This is a genomic window from Streptomyces sp. NPDC001617 (assembly GCF_053596855.1).
This window is the reverse complement of record NZ_JBSFHA010000147.1, coordinates 1-14,221: the sequence shown is the minus strand read 5'-3', so window position 1 is coordinate 14,221 and position 14,221 is coordinate 1. Positions and strand designations below refer to the sequence as shown.

Annotated in this window: 14 protein-coding genes and 3 pseudogenes; 7 read left to right on the top strand and 10 right to left on the bottom strand. The window is 69.1% G+C overall.

Annotated features, from left to right (window positions below):
* Positions 1-82: 82 nt before the first annotated feature.
* From ACWC09_RS50840 to ACWC09_RS50825, 4 genes and pseudogenes are all read left to right on the top strand, one after another.
* A pseudogene (locus ACWC09_RS50840) lies at positions 83-349 on the top strand (acyl-CoA dehydrogenase family protein); the annotation flags it as partial.
* Positions 350-375: 26 nt separating this feature from the next.
* The gene (locus ACWC09_RS50835) at positions 376-1,158 is read left to right on the top strand and encodes an electron transfer flavoprotein subunit beta/FixA family protein (protein ID WP_450858936.1); all 783 of its coding nucleotides are present in this window, start codon (positions 376-378) and stop codon (positions 1,156-1,158) included.
* A 28-nt stretch (positions 1,159-1,186) separates the two neighbouring features.
* Positions 1,187-2,152, top strand: a complete 966-nt coding sequence (locus tag ACWC09_RS50830; RefSeq protein WP_450858935.1) for an electron transfer flavoprotein subunit alpha/FixB family protein — start codon at positions 1,187-1,189, stop codon at positions 2,150-2,152.
* 68 nt (positions 2,153-2,220) lie between these two features.
* Positions 2,221-2,751: an SRPBCC family protein gene (locus tag ACWC09_RS50825; protein WP_450858934.1), complete on the top strand. Its 531-nt coding sequence runs from the start codon at positions 2,221-2,223 to the stop codon at positions 2,749-2,751.
* 249 nt (positions 2,752-3,000) lie between these two features.
* On the opposite strand, the pseudogene ACWC09_RS50820 reads toward ACWC09_RS50825, so the two are convergent.
* Positions 3,001-3,099, bottom strand: a pseudogene (locus ACWC09_RS50820) (oxidoreductase); the annotation flags it as partial.
* On the opposite strand from ACWC09_RS50820, the gene ACWC09_RS50815 reads away from it, so the two are divergent.
* On the top strand, positions 3,080-3,286 hold the full coding sequence (locus ACWC09_RS50815) for a hypothetical protein (protein ID WP_450858937.1): 207 nt from the start codon (positions 3,080-3,082) through the stop codon (positions 3,284-3,286). The pseudogene ACWC09_RS50820 and the gene ACWC09_RS50815 overlap by 20 nt on opposite strands.
* Before the next feature lie 285 nt (positions 3,287-3,571).
* Here the strand turns inward: ACWC09_RS50815 and ACWC09_RS50810 are convergent, their stop codons facing one another.
* The 8 genes and pseudogenes from ACWC09_RS50810 to eno form a co-directional block, all read right to left on the bottom strand.
* Entirely contained in the window at positions 3,572-4,393 is an 822-nt protein-coding gene (locus ACWC09_RS50810) for an alpha/beta fold hydrolase (RefSeq protein ID WP_450858932.1), read from the bottom strand.
* Between the two features lie 11 nt (positions 4,394-4,404).
* Positions 4,405-4,659: pseudogene (locus ACWC09_RS50805) on the bottom strand (RraA family protein); the annotation flags it as partial.
* Positions 4,660-4,748: 89 nt separating this feature from the next.
* Positions 4,749-5,615 carry a 3-hydroxybutyryl-CoA dehydrogenase gene (locus tag ACWC09_RS50800; protein WP_450858930.1) on the bottom strand — a complete coding sequence of 289 codons (867 nt, stop codon included), beginning with the start codon at positions 5,613-5,615 and terminating at the stop codon, positions 4,749-4,751.
* Between the two features lie 232 nt (positions 5,616-5,847).
* The gene (locus ACWC09_RS50795; RefSeq protein ID WP_450858928.1) at positions 5,848-6,753 is read right to left on the bottom strand and encodes a LysR substrate-binding domain-containing protein; all 906 of its coding nucleotides are present in this window, start codon (positions 6,751-6,753) and stop codon (positions 5,848-5,850) included.
* Positions 6,754-6,842: 89 nt separating this feature from the next.
* Positions 6,843-7,952 carry an alcohol dehydrogenase catalytic domain-containing protein gene (locus ACWC09_RS50790; protein ID WP_450858926.1) on the bottom strand — a complete coding sequence of 370 codons (1,110 nt, stop codon included), beginning with the start codon at positions 7,950-7,952 and terminating at the stop codon, positions 6,843-6,845.
* A 130-nt stretch (positions 7,953-8,082) separates the two neighbouring features.
* Entirely contained in the window at positions 8,083-8,634 is a 552-nt protein-coding gene (locus ACWC09_RS50785) for a carboxymuconolactone decarboxylase family protein (RefSeq protein WP_450858924.1), read from the bottom strand.
* Positions 8,635-8,667: 33 nt separating this feature from the next.
* A complete protein-coding gene (locus ACWC09_RS50780; protein ID WP_450858922.1) occupies positions 8,668-9,678 on the bottom strand; it encodes a VOC family protein in 1,011 nt (336 codons plus the stop codon).
* A gap of 60 nt (positions 9,679-9,738) precedes the next feature.
* Positions 9,739-11,049: a phosphopyruvate hydratase gene (eno, locus tag ACWC09_RS50775; RefSeq protein WP_450858920.1), complete on the bottom strand. Its 1,311-nt coding sequence runs from the start codon at positions 11,047-11,049 to the stop codon at positions 9,739-9,741.
* A 387-nt stretch (positions 11,050-11,436) separates the two neighbouring features.
* Here eno and ACWC09_RS50770 point away from each other — a divergent pair, with 387 nt between their 5' ends.
* Complete coding sequence (locus ACWC09_RS50770; RefSeq protein ID WP_450858918.1) at positions 11,437-12,030, top strand: NADPH-dependent FMN reductase; 594 nt, start codon at positions 11,437-11,439, stop codon at positions 12,028-12,030.
* A 65-nt stretch (positions 12,031-12,095) separates the two neighbouring features.
* Here the strand turns inward: ACWC09_RS50770 and ACWC09_RS50765 are convergent, their stop codons facing one another.
* Positions 12,096-13,145 (bottom strand): LacI family DNA-binding transcriptional regulator, encoded by a 1,050-nt coding sequence (locus ACWC09_RS50765; protein WP_450858916.1) that lies wholly within the window; start codon positions 13,143-13,145, stop codon positions 12,096-12,098.
* 179 nt (positions 13,146-13,324) lie between these two features.
* Here ACWC09_RS50765 and ACWC09_RS50760 point away from each other — a divergent pair, with 179 nt between their 5' ends.
* Positions 13,325-14,110, top strand: a complete 786-nt coding sequence (locus ACWC09_RS50760; protein WP_450858914.1) for a fumarylacetoacetate hydrolase family protein — start codon at positions 13,325-13,327, stop codon at positions 14,108-14,110.
* Positions 14,111-14,221 lie beyond the last annotated feature (111 nt).

Here is a 14,221-nt window from a genome sequence, read left to right as displayed (position 1 = left end):
GGCAGCCGGGGTCTGCCGGTTCGCTCACACGTTCTCCCTCTCCGTACAAGCTCCAGATCTTAGACACCTCGGCGCCGCCGCCCTGCTCTCCGTGCACCTGGGCCGGCTCAAGGACCAGGGCGGTATCCGCCCCGAGCAGATCAGCGTCGGCAAGCTCAACAACGTCCGGGAGGCGATCGCGATCGCGCGGGAGTGCCGCACGATCCTCGGCGCCAGCGGCATCTCCCTGGAGTACTCGCCGCTGCGCCACGCCAACAACCTGGAGTCCGTCCTCACGTACGAGGGCACCAGCGAGATGCACACGCTGGTCGTCGGCCAGGCGATCACCGGCTACCCGGCGTTCCGCTGACCGCCCAAGGCTGAAGGAAGACGACCGTGAACATCGTCGTACTCGTCAAGCAGGTCCCGGACACCGCTGCCGAACGCACCCTGTCCGAGGCCGATCACACCCTTGACCGCGAGAGCGTTGATCTCGTCCTGGACGAGATCAACGAGCGTGCCGCGGAGGAGGCCCTGACCCTGAAGGAGGCGGTGGGTGCCGAGGTCACCGTCGTGTCCATGGGACCCGACTCCGCGCTTGACGCCATCCGCAAGGTCCTGGCGATGGGCGCCGACCGCGGCATCCACATCTGCGACGACAGGCTCCAGGGCGCCGACGTCGTGACCACCGCAAAGGTGCTGGCAGCCGCCGTACGGACCGTAGCGGACGTCGACCTGGTCCTCGCGGGCAACGCGACGACCGACGGACAGGCGAGCGTGGTCCCCGCCATCGTCGCGGACCTGCTCGGCCTGCCCCCGCTGACGCATGTGCGGGAACTGACCGTGGAAGCGGGCCGGGTGCGCGCAGAGCGCGAGACCGACAACGGCGAGGCGACGCTCGGCGCGCAGCTGCCCGCGCTGGTCAGCGTCACCGAGAAGATCAACGAACCGCGCTACCCCTCATTCAAGGGGATCATGGCCGCCAAGAAGAAGCCGGTGGCGACGGTCGACCTCGACGATCTGTTCCCCGACGCGGACGACACCGGGTTCCTCCTGACCCGCACCCGCGTGGTGGAGGCCGTCCCGCGTCCGGCACGGATCGCCGGAATCCGTGTCACGGACGACGGTTCGGTCGGCCGGCGGCTCGTCGACTACCTGATCGCCCAGAAGCTCGTCTGAAACCGCCCCGAACACGAAGCAGGCCCCCATGCCCGATGTCCTCGTCCTCGTCGACCACGACGGGGAACATGTCCACAAGTCCACGTACGAACTCCTCGCCGCCGCACGGCAATTGGGCGCCCCGGCCGCAGTGGTCGTGGGAACCCCCGGCACTGCGGCACGCCTCAAGGAGACCCTCGCCCGCCACGGCGCCGCCAGCGTCTACGCGGCCGAATCCACCGAGGCAGCCGAGTTCCTCGCCACACCGGCCGTCGACGCCTTGGAGCTGGCGGTCCAGGAAGCCACCCCTGCCGCCGTTCTGGTCTCCGCGACGGCGGACGGCAAGGAGGTGGCCGGGCGTCTGGCCGCGCGGCTGGACGCCGGGCTGCTGATCGACGCGGTCGACCTGGACTCGTCCGGCGTGGCCACCCAGATCGTCTTCGGCGGGTCGTACACCGTGCGCTCCCAAGTCACCCACGGCATACCGGTCATCGCCGTGCGGCCGGGGGCCTTCGAGCCGGAGGAGCACCCTGAGGAGGCGGGGGAGCAGGAGCTCGTCCCGCTGCCGATCGACCCCGTGGCGTCGGCCCGTATCACCGCCCGTCGCGCCGCGCTCGCGGGTGACCGTCCCGAACTCACCGAGGCGACCGTCGTCGTGTCCGGCGGACGCGGTGTCGGAGGAGCGGACGGCTTCCAGGTGGTCGAGGAACTGGCCGACGCCCTGGGAGGCGCGGTGGGTGCCTCGCGCGCCGCGGTCGACGCCGGCTACTACCCGCACCAGTACCAGGTCGGGCAGACCGGAAAGTCCGTCTCACCCCAGCTGTACATCGCCCTGGGCATCTCCGGGGCCATCCAGCACCTCGCCGGGATGCAGACCTCCAAGACGATCGTCGCGGTCAACAAGGACCCCGAGGCGCCGATCCTCGAACTCGCCGACTACGCGGTGGAGGGAGACCTGTTCGCGGTGGCACCCCAGCTGACGCAGGAAGTGGCCGCCCGCCGCGCGGGCGGCTGATGCGGCCTCTCGGGGACGCGGCTTTCGAGGTCCGGGCCGTCCGGCCCGGGCCAGGAGGGGGAGACACTGTGCGGTTTGCCGAGGAGCCGAGGGTCGGCTGTGACGTTCATATAGAAGCGGAGCCCTCGCGGGTGTGGGGTCTGGTGACGGACATTGGTCTGCCGGCTCGGCTGAGTCCCGAACTGCAGCGGGTGCAATGGCTCGACGGTGCGGAAGGACCTGAGATCGGGGCGCGTTTCGCGGGGTACAACCACCATCGGCTGGTCGGCGACTGGCGTACGGTCTCGCATGTCGTCGAGTTGGAGGAGCAGCGGGTGTTCGGCTGGGCGGTCGTCGATCCCGACGGCCGGTACGGCGACCCCGCACCCGATCCGGCGAGGCCTCTGGCCGTCTGGCGCTTTGAGCTCGAGCCGGAGGGGACCGGCAGCAGGCTGCGGCAGGTCGCGCGGATCGGGCCGGGCCGCTCAGGGATCAGTCTGGCGATCGACCGTACGCCGGAGCGGGAGGAGGCGATCGTGGCCTTCCGCCTTGCCGAGCTCCGCACGAACATCGAAGCCACCTTGCTCGGCATCAAGGAGCTCGCCGAAGAAGGCCGCTGAGGGTGCCGCGGCCCGAGCCCCTGCCCGTTCCAGACCGGCCGACACCACCTCGACGAAGCGGTGATCTACCCGTGCCCACCGAACACGCCCGCCAATCCGGTCATCTGCACGGGGGGAGGGACGGGCGGCATCGCCCTGATCGTCGTCCTCGCCTGCCTCCCAGCCGACGGCCCCGCACCGGTCTCCGTTCTTGGCGGTCGGCGAGACCAGATCCTGTCCCTCTGTCGGCACGCTCAGGCCCAGGCGACTCTGCTTCCGCAGCTTCGGCCAGGTCGACGAGGCGTCCTGGATGCAGACCGCCACCAGAGGCGATTGAACAGAGACCGGCGTGAACGTGCTTGCGGCCACGCCCACCGGCGTACCGGAGTCAAGTGCGCACGGGGATGTCCTCCTGCCCCGAGAGCGCAGCGCCCAGGCGCGGCAGCGAGCCGTTGTTGCCGTGTTGTCGCCCACCAGCAGTTGGGGCGCGCCCTCGACCACGAACCCGGCGAGCATCCAGTCCGGCGTGAACGAGCCGCCGGCCAGCGGCCACTGAGGCGGTAGCCGCTCTCAACCGCGGTCGCCTTGCCCTTCGGGGTTATCGCGAGCCGGCTCGCCAGTTCTGCGATGGTCTCCCGGAGTTCGAGGTCGCCGTTGGCGTCGCCGTAGTGCGTGTGGCCGTCGCGCACCGCCTGCCGCAGGGCCTCGGCGATCGGTTCCGGGGTGGGGAAGTCGGGTTCGCCCCGGGCCAGGGTCATGGTCCCCGGCGGCGGAGTCGCTCCGGCGGGGCGCAGGGAGGACTGCTGTACGCGGGTGAGGGCCTTGGACGGCTGGAACGGGATCATCGGATGCCTTCGGTACGAGTGTGGAAGTCGGCTATTCGTTCCCACATCCACACGGGGTTGGCGTACATCGGCCAGTGCCCGCTGTGCGGAACCTCAGCCAACTCGACGCCATTCGCGGCGAGTTCGGGCAGGTAGGACAGGGACGCGTTCTGCTCGCCGTACATGAACATGCGGGGGACGGGCAGGGAGAGGAACTTCGTCAACAGGTCGCCGTGGTCGGACAGGTCGACCATCGACTCGAAGATCCCGCGCACCGCGCCCGGGCGCACCTTGTGGCGCACGCTTGCCGCGTACAAGGCGCTGGAGGACTCGGTTGAACGGCGCGCCCGCTCGACGAAGCCGTCGAGGAAGCGTTTGTCGTCGCCTGCGGGATGTGTGACGATCTGCCGACTCAGGAAGCAGTCCTCGGGGGCCACGTTCCCTTCGATGTCCACGAAACTGAGGATCCGGTGCGGTTCCTGGTGGGCCAGCATGAGCGCGGTCAGGCCGCCCATGGAGTGCCCGACGAGGTGGAACCGCTCGACGCCCGCGTGCCGCAGGACCGCCTGGGCGGTCCTCACCAGGAACGGGATCGAGATCCTGGCGAGGTCCGCGCAGTCCGTCTCCCCGCAGCCCGGCGCGTCGTAGGCGAGCAACGGGCGCCCCGCCATCCCGGGCTGGCGAACGAAGTCGGTGTAGTCCTCCTTCGTCGAGCCGAAGCCGTGAAGGAAGACGACGGGGGTGAGCTCACCGGGGCGGCGCACGGTGGCGACACGCAGTTCAACGCCGTCGACGCGCAGGCTCAGGTGCTCGTCCGTGGACTCGTTCCCCGCGGTCAAGACATTCTCCTTCACGCCAGGCGGTAGTACTCGAGGGTCGTCACACCGCCGCGGATCGCTTCGAGGGCGCGCTGCTCCGCGGCGACCCGGTCGTCCGACCGGTCCAGGGTCGTGGCCGCGGCTTCGGCCGGTACGACGACCACACCGTCCGCGTCTCCGACGACGAGGTCTCCGGGCCGTACGACCACTCCGCCGACGCGGACCGGGACGTCGAACGTGCCGGGATGGTCCTTGCCGGTGCCGACCACGGTCACATGGCGGGCGAAGACCGGGAAGTGTGATCAGCAGGAGGTGATCGTCCGTCAGCGGTGGGCCTCGGCGTTGTGGCGTGCGCCGAGAAGCTTCGGACGCGTCCTCAGGCTGCCTGGTAGTTGAAGAATCCCCGCCCTGACTTGCGGCCCAGCAGACCCGATTCGACCATGCGCCGCAGCAGTGGGGGAGGGGCGTACAGCGGTTCCCGGTACTCCTCGTAGAGCGCCTCGCCTATCGCCGCCACGGTGTCCAGTCCTATGAGGTCGGCCAGGCGGAGTGGCCCCATGGGGTGGGCGCAGCCGGCAGTCATCCCGGTGTCGATGTCTTCCGCCGTCGCCGTGCCGGAGCCGACCATCCGCACCGCCGCCAACAGGAAGGGAATCAACAGGGAGTTGACCACGAATCCCGCACGGTCCTGCGCGACGATGGGCTTCTTGCCCAGGATCTCGCCGGCGAAGGCACGCACGTGCGCTTCGGTGGCCTTCGAGGTGTGCAGCGAGGGGATGACCTCGACCAGCGGCATGACGGGGACGGGGTTGAAGAAGTGCAGACCGACCACCGCTTCCGGCCGTCCGGACGCGGCTGCGAGCCGGGCGATGGGGATCGAGGAGGTGTTGCTCGCCAGCACCGTGGTCGGGTTCGTGACCACCTCGCCCAGCTGCCGGAACAGCGCCGTCTTGGCCTGCTCGTCCTCGACGGCGGCCTCGATGACCAGATCGGCTCCGGCCAGGCGGGAGAGGTCGCCCGTGACAGAGACACCGGCCAGGGCGTGCGCGCGGTCCTCGGACCTGAGGGCGCCGCGCTTCTCCGCCTTCAGCAGGGAGTCCGCCACACCGGCCAGGCCCGCCCGGGCCCTGTCCTCGGTCACGTCGCACAATGTGACGTGCAGCCCCGCCCGGGCACAGACCTCGGTGATGCCCTGGCCCATCTGGCCCGCGCCTACGACGCCCACGTGCCTGATCGTTGTCATGTGTTCTTCCGCCTGTCCCTGGGTCGGGCGGCGGTCGACGGACCCCGCCACGGTGGGTGCTGCCGTGTTGAGCGTAGGCCGATCACACGCCCTCTGACCTGCTCGGACAGTGCGTCATCCGCGTACAAACGTGCGTCGGTTCGACGGTGACCGAGCGCCCGCGAGGGGCAACGTCGACCGCATGTCTGCGAGGCGTCGGGCTGATGCCGGACGCCTGCTGTGGATCCCCGTCTCAGGCGGCGGCGGTGGCGGCAGCGGCCTCCCGCAGTCGGCGGATCACACCGCGAACCGCCGGCGAGGTCTCCCCCCTGCGGTAGGCGCCGACCAGCCGGGTGGTCAGCGCCACGTCCGCGAGCGGACGGTACGTCACTCCCGGGATCTGCACACGGCGCAGCGAATCCGGTACCAGGGCCACCGCGAGACCACCGCCCACCAGTGTCAGAGCCGCGATGAAGTCCCGCACCGGGGGAGCGCACCGCGGAGTGAACCCCCCTTGCTCCGCCACTTCGAGGATCTGGTCGCGGCAGCCGTATTCCTCGTCGAAGTGCGGGGCCACGAAGGTCTCGTCACGCAGCTTCGCCGCCGGTATCGCCTCGTACGCCGCGAGCGGCGCGGTGGCCGGCAGTGCGAGGACGACCTGCTCGGTGAGCAGGCAGGTGGCGGTGACTTCGGGCGGGTACTCCGGCCGCCAGCGCAGGAAGCCGACGTCGATGTCCCCGCACGCCAGTGCTTCCAGCTGGGCAGGCGTCTCCAACTCGCGTACCTGTACGGTGAGTTCGGTGCAGGGGGCCGCGCAGCGGGTGAGGACGTCGGTCAGCACCCCGGAGAACGCGGCCGAGGCGACGTACGCGATCTGGGCATGGCCCAGCTCCCCGCGGCCGGCCCGGCGGCCCACGGCCTCGGCGCGTGCGGCCTGCTCAAGTGTCAGCCGTGCCTCTTCGAGGAACAGCCGCCCGGCGCTGGTCAGGGCCGGGCGGGTGCGCCGTCCGCGGTCGATCAGGCGTACGCCCAGGTGCGACTCCAGCGCTCTGACCTGGGCGCTGAGTGCTGACGGTGCCAGGTGCAGGCGATCCGCCGCCCGCGCGAAGTGCAACTCGTCCGCGACGACGACGAACGATTCCAGCCAGCGTAGTTCCATCGGTTCCTCCATCCCGCCGGGAAGGCACACCCCGCGGCGGCGTCAGGGCAGAACAGGACCGCCGCGGGGTGAGTCCGGGGGAGTGCGGTTCAGGGGATCACGACGTAGTTGCCGAATCCGCCGTCGAGGTCCGTGGCGCGTCCTGAGATCGCTTCGTTGACCTTGGACAGGGGGAAGGGCTTGGTGATCAGGTAGGACAGGTCCAGGGCTCCGGTGGCCACCATGTCGGCGACCTCCTGGCCCTGCGCGGTGGTGAACCAGTTGGAGCCGATCAGTTGGACCTGCTCGTCCATGAGCCACTTCACGTCCACGGGCAGCCGGTCGGCCACGCCGCCGACGTTGACGACCCTGCCGCCGCGACGGACGCCTTGCATGGAGTCGAGCATCGTCTCCACGGGGGCCTTGGCGCCGAGCGCGCTGATGACGAAGTCCGCGCCCTCGCCGCCGGTCCGGGCCTTCGCCCATGCGCCGGTGGAGCCCTCGCCCAGCCGCATGACCTCGATCCGGTCCGGGGCCATCTCCTTGACGCGCTTGAGGAGTTCCTCGTTGCGGCCGGTCCCCAGGACCCTGGAGACACCCGAGGCCAGCGCGAGGAGGGTGGCGGCGACGCCGAGGGTGCCGGTGATGCCGTCGATCAGGGCGACCTGGCCGGGACCGGCCGCGGCGTGTTGGAGGGCGCCGTAGGAAGTGCCGATGTAGCCCAGCTTTCCGGCCTGCTCGAACGTCATGTTGTCCGGGATGTTGACGATCGCGTGCTGCGGCGCCGTCATGTACTCACAGAAGCCGCCGTAGGGGTAGAGGTCGAAGATCCGCTGACCGTCGCGACAGGTGCTGAAGTAGCCGTTCAGGGTGAAGTAGCGGCAGCGGCTGAGCTCGCCGCCGCGGCACACCTGGCAGCTGCCGCAGGACCGCAGCGGGCTGACATAGACCCGGTCACCGGGCTTGGTGTTCAGCACCGCCTCGCCGACCGCCTCGACCACGCCGGCGGGGTCCAGGCCGAAGATCGCGGGCAGCTTCGGCAGCGGCTGGTGCGGATACCAGGTGGGCCAGTTGTTGATCACGTTGGCCATGTTCGGCACGATTCCGCATGCCTTGACGCGCACCAGCACGTCGGTCGGCCGCGGGGTGGGTATGTCGACCGTGTCCACGGACATCGGCTCACCGAGCGCGTGCAGTCGTGCAGCGAGCATCTTCGCCATTGAAATACTCCTTGAAACTGTTCCGTCCCGACGGTCGAGGGCCGGAGGCTTTCTATTCGGCGGCCGAGGCGGCGGAACTGCGGCTCGGTCATCACCTTCGATGTGGTGAGGGGCCGTACGGCGCCGAGTGCTACGAATTCTGGAACGGGTTCGGGTAGTTGTCCTCGAGGTCGATGTCCAGCAGGCCCATGATGCGGACGCCGGAGTTGTACCAGGCGATGGACAAGGACAGTTCGACCATTTGCCGGCCCGTCAGGTGCTCGGCGGCGGCGCGCCAGGTCCCCTCGGAGACGTCGACGTGGAGTGTGGACTCCTTGGCGAGGCGCATGACCGCCTTCTCCGTCTCGTCGAACAGACCGGACGACTCGAAGTCGGCGACCGCCGCGAGCTGTTCCTCGGTAAGGCCCGCTTTGAGTCCGTGCGACTGGTGATGTGCGACCTCGTAGGCGGACCGGGTCGCGTGGCCCACGGTGAGGATGGCCAGTTCGCGCAGTTTCGGGCTGAGGTCGGCGGCCCGCAGCGCGTTGGCGTAGGTCAGGAAGGCGTCCAGCTGTGCCGGTGCGTGGGTGAGGGCGAGGAAGATGTTCGCGGTCGGTACCTTGCGTTCGGTCTCCAGCCGGTCGTAGAGCGGCTTCAGTGATTCGTCCGCGTCCTCGCGGCGAACGTAGGGAACTCGTGCCATGGCGTCTCCTTGAGGGACGGGCGAAGGAAAGGATCAGGGGAGGGGCTGTTCGAGCAGGAACCGCTCCAGCGACATCGGCTTCGGTGGTTCGGCCGGCGGGGTCTGGGGCGCGCCGACGAAGGGTGACGCCTCGAAGTACCACTTCTCCAGTGCGGGCAGGCCCCAGCGGGCGTTGGTGCTCAGGGAGGCCGCGTCCCAGCGCACGGGTTCGACCTCGGTGTCGATGGTCTGGTAGTGGCTGTTGAAGACCTCCACCCGGTGCCCGTCGGGGTCGCGGAGGTAGGCGAAGAGCATCCCGCCCGGACCGTGCCGTCCGGGGCCGCGCTCCACGCCGTCGCCGTAACCGAGGATGCCCGCCCAGTCGCAGGCGCTGAAGATGTCGCGGCTCTCGGAGACGGTGTAGGCGAAGTGGTGCAGGGCGGGCCCGGTGTTCTCGACGATCGCGAGGTCGAGGCAGGTGCCCTTGCGGTACAGGAAAGCGCCCAGCAGCTTGTCGCCGTGCTCCAGGTACTCCGAGTTGCGGAAGCCGAGCTCGCTGTAGAACGCGCACAGCTCGTAGGTGTCGGGCGCGAAGATCTGGTAGTGGTCCAGCCGCTGCGCATGGGCGCCCTTGTACTGCTCGAAGTCGATGTGCAGCCGCGGTCGGGTCTCCATGTGCGCGCACAGTTCCAGCGGCGTGCCGATGGGGTCGGCGACGTGCAGGGTACGGCCCTGGTAGGGGACGTCGACCCACTCGGCGGGAAGCCCCCGCTCACGGAACCAGGCGTAGGCGAGGTCGAGGTCCTCGTCGAAGAACACCCGGAAGCCGATCCTCCTGCAGGCGCCCGCACCCACGCCGTCGTCGGCCTGTTCCAGTACAAGGCTGTGGTGGCAGGCTTCCGCCAGCCCGCGCAGGTAGCAGGTGCGCTCGTCCTCGTCGCTGACGACGAGTCCCAGCGCTCGCGCGTAGAAGTCGCGGCTCGCGGTCAGGTCGGCCACGGTGAGCCGGACATGGCTGGAGCGGGTGATGTTGAAACTCGGGCGCAGATTGACGGGTGGCAGCATGCTGGTCTCCGTGCTCCGATCGGCTCTTGATTTCGATGACTGTAATTCTTCGAAGCCGTTTTACGGCTTGGTCGTGGAAGGCCCGGTTCCGGCGAAAGTGAATGCGGACCAGCCGCTGAATTCCGCGGAGTCGCCGAGGGACTCCTCGATGCGCAGAACCTCGTTCCACTTGGCCATGCGTTCGGAGCGCGTGAACGAGCCGACCTTCAGCTGGCCGGCGTCCCAGCCGACGCTCAGATGCGCGATGGTGACGTCCTCGGTCTCGCCGGAGCGGGCCGAGACGATGGTGCCGAAGCCGGCGTCCTTCCCGGCGCGCAGGGCTTGGTACGCCTCGGTGACCGTGCCCGCCTGGTTGGGTTTGACGAGGACGGCGTTCGCCGCGCCGTTGGTGGCCGCCGCTTCGACCCGTTTGGCGTTCGTGACCAGGTAGTCGTCGCCGATGACCTGGCATCGCTTCCCGTAGCGGCGGGTGAATTCCATCATCCCCTCGTGGTCGTCCTCGCCCACCGGGTCCTCGACGGACAGGACGGGGTACTGCTCGATCCAGCCGCCCAGCATGTCGATCAGTGCCGCCGTGTCCAGCGTGCGGTCGTCGAGCGCCAGCGTGTACCGGCCGGCGCTGCCGAACTGCGAGGCCGCGACGTCCAGGGAGATACCGACCTGGGCCGAGGGTGTGAAGCCCGCGGTCTCGATCGCCCGGGTCAGCGTCTCCAGCGCCTCCTCGTTGGAGCCGAACGCCGGCCAGAAGCCACCTTCGTCGGCCACCCCCTGTGCCTTCCCCGCCGTCCGCATCAGGCTCCCGGCCGCCCGGTAGATCTCCGCCGTCCAGTCCAGCGCCTCGGAGAAGCTGCCTGCCGCGGGGCAGACGACCATGAAGTCCTGCACATCCACGCGACGGTCCGCGTGGGCGCCGCCGCCGAAGATCTGGATCTCCGGCAGCGGGATGCGCACCGGCCGCCCGCCGGCCAGGTGCTGCCACAGGGGTACGCCCGCCGAGGCAGCGGTGGCGTGCAGGACCGCCATGGAGGTGGCCACGAGCGCGTTGCCGCCGAGACGGCTGCGGTCGGGGGTGCCGTCGAGATCGATCAGAAGCCGGTCGACGGCCTCCTGGTCGGTCGTGTCCAGGCCCAGGAGGGCGGGTGCGATCTCGTCGTTCACGGAGCCGACCGCGCGGTGGACGTCCAGTCCGCCGAAGCGGAGGCCACCGTCGCGCAGGTCGAGCGCTTCGCCCTGGCCCGTCGAGGCCCCGGCCGGCGCTATGGCCCGTCCGATCGCGCCGTCCGCGAGGTGTGCCTCGACCTCTACGGTCGGCCGACCGCGTGAGTCCCACACCCTTCGGCCGTGGAGCTTGGCGATCCGCGCGTCTGTCATGGCGGTGCGACCTTTCGGAGTGGGGATGGTGCGGGTGGCGAGCGGGCCCGTGCGGGGGCCTGTCGTCGGACGAGGGGTGTGCCTGTGGTCGGCGGCGCGCCGGACCGGCGCGAAGGGCGCCATGGGCAACTGTCTTCTAGTAATGCTAACGATAGCGCAATCGTGCGAGGTGTCCGGTGATCGTGTCAAGAGTCTGGTGGTGGAAGTGTGCCGAGGGCGTGGCGCGCGCGCCGTGGGCGTGCGCCGTGTCCGGTAGTGCTATCGTTCGCATTGTCGGATGGTATCCCGGCCACGACCCCGGCGGACCCGCTCTTCCTGGACGGACGGACAGCACAGGTGCGCGGGTCCGCCGGACCGGATCACGGCTTTGAGGAAAGCGAGCCCGATATGGCACCCGAGCCCTCCGCGGCACCCATGACCCTCACCACTGTTGTGGCCAGCACACGTCCCGGACGGGTGGGCAGGTCCGTCGCGGACTGGTTCACCGCCCGAGCCGCGGAGTACGAGCGGTTCGAGTCGCACACCGTCGACCTCCGGGAACTCGCCCTGCCCTTCTTCGACGAGCCGCATCCGCCCGCGCTGCAGCAGTACACCAAGAGCCACACCCGCGCCTGGAGCCGGATCGTCGACGCGTCGGACGCGTTCGTCTTCGTCACCCCGGAGTACAACGGGAGCTTCCCGGCCCCGTTGAAGAACGCCTGGGACTATCTGGTCGTGGAGTGGCAGCACAAGCCGGCCGCGTTCGTCAGCTACGGAGGGGTGTCGGCAGGCACGCGGGCGGTGCAGATGGGCAAGCAGGTCGTGGCGAATCTCAGGATGCTGCCGATCGGCCCGACGGTGAGCATCCCCTTCGTCGGTGAACTCGTCGAAAACGGTGCTTTCCGGCCCGGCAAGATCCACGAGGACGCAGCAGAGCAGGTGCTCGACGAACTGGCGCGTACGTCGCGTGTGATGCGGGGGCTGCGCAGCGGGACGTACTGAGTCGGATCCGATATGACGAAGGCACCTGGAGCGATGCACTCCGGGTGCCTTCGTCATATCGGGAGTCAGTCGATGGCCGTGGTTCGAGCGGTCTGGGACGGGGCCCTTCCGTCGGGAGGCGCCGTGCTGCCGCGCAGAATCAGGGATCCGGGGGAGACCGAGGTGTACGGGCCGTCGTTGCCCGCCTTGGTCTTGAGTCGGCGCATCAGCCACAGCGCGCAGCCGGTGGCCATCTCCTGGATCGGCATGCCGATCGTGGTGAGCCCGGGACCCCACCAGGAGAAGCCGGGTTCGTCCCCGAACCCGACCACGGACAGTTCGCCGGGCACCTTCACGCCCTGCACGGAGAGCTCCTCCAGGACCCCCAGGGTGAGCTGGATCGATCCCAGGACGAGCGCGGTGGGCGCATCGGGCCCGCTCAGCAGTCGGCGCACCGCCTGGCGCCCGTGGTCCACGGACGACGGCGGTCCCAGCTCCGTACGCCCGGCATGGTCCGGAAGTCCGCCTTCCCGCAGGGCGGTGCGGAAGCCGCGCAGACGGTCCGCACCTGTCGGCAGTTCCTCGGGTCCGCCCAGGTAGGCGATGTCGGTGTGGCCCAATGTCAGCAGGTGGGCCGTGGCCTGGCGCAGCGCCTCGTGGTCGTCCACGCCGAACCACTGGGAGCCGAGCGAGGGGTGACGGCGCAGCAGCTGCAGGTGCGGCAGGGTGCGCAGGAGTTTGACGGACTCGTTGTGTGGGCGTGCGGTGGGCACGATGATGACGCCGGCCACGCGGTTCGCGGACAGCTCCCGCAGATGGCGCAGTTCCACCATCCGGTCGTCGTCGGTCTCCGAGAGCATCAGCTGGAAGCCCTCGGCCTCCATGTTCTTCGACAGCTGGTGCGCGATGGTCGAGTAGAAGCTGTTGCGGATGTCCGGGATCACCAGCGCGACCACGTTGCTGGAGGCGCCCCGCATCATCCGCGCCGCGCGGTTGCCGACGTACCCCATCTCCGAGGCGGCCTGCCGTACCCGGAACTTGGTCTCCTCGCTGATCCGCGCGTCGTCGGCGAGCGCCCGGCCGACCGTCGAGACGGAGACCCCGAGGCGTTCGGCGATGTCCCTGGTCGTGACCACGTAAAGGATCCCCCTCGACTCACTGGCCCGTGCTGTCACTTTCCGTATGCCAACGATAGCGCTCATCGTCGCGCTCCGTGGTCGGACGGGTGACGTCTCTCCATCGAACATTCTGGTCATGCTAACGTTAGCATCGTTGGATGGGTCGTGCAGCCGCCCGCGGCTGCCCAGTTGCGGAGGTGTCCGTGCGGATCGTCAGATACGCCGTCGACGGCGTGTGTCACTACGGAGAACTTGAAGCGGGCGACTCCAGGATCGCGCGATGCGAAGGTGATCCCTATACCGGGCTGGCGCCCACGGGGCACGTCGACCACGTCGGTGACGTGACGGTCCTTTCGCCGCTCGACCGGCCCCGGATCTTCGGATTCGCCTACAACTACGCCGCGCACGTCGACGAGACCGACCGCGAGATTCCGGACGTTCCCGTGTGCTTCATGAAGCCGAGCACGGCGGTCGTCGGGCCGGGGGAGGCCATTGTCTATCCGGCTGATGGTGAACTGATTCATTTCGAGGGCGAGTTGGTTGTCGTCATCGGAAAGGAAGCCCGCCATGTGAAGCCCTCCGAGGCCCAGGAATACATTCTCGGCTACACATGCGGCAATGACGTCAGCGATCGCATCGTCCAGCGCAAGGAAAGCACCTACGGGACCCTGCTGATCGGGAAGGGACAGGACACGTTCGCACCCCTCGGCCCCGTCATCGCCACCGGGCTCGACCCCGCGGGTCTTTCCCTGACGACCCGGGTGAACGGCACGGTCATGCAGTCCGCGAGTACGGCCGACCTGCTGCTCGCCGTCCCCGACATCGTCAGCTACCTCAGTCGCTATCTGACGCTGCTGCCCGGAGACGCGATCATGACCGGCACGCCGTCCGGTGTGGGGCCGATCTGTCCCGGGGACGAGGTCGAGGTCGAGATCGAGGGCATCGGAGTCCTGCGCAACACGGTCGTGGCCGAGAGCCGCTGACCTCGGTCGTTCGCTGGGAGGCCGCACGTTTCGGGGGCCCGACACCGCCCCGGCGGGGGGGGGGGCCCGAGCGGAATTTACACCTAGTGAAAACAAGCAAGTAAAAAAAAA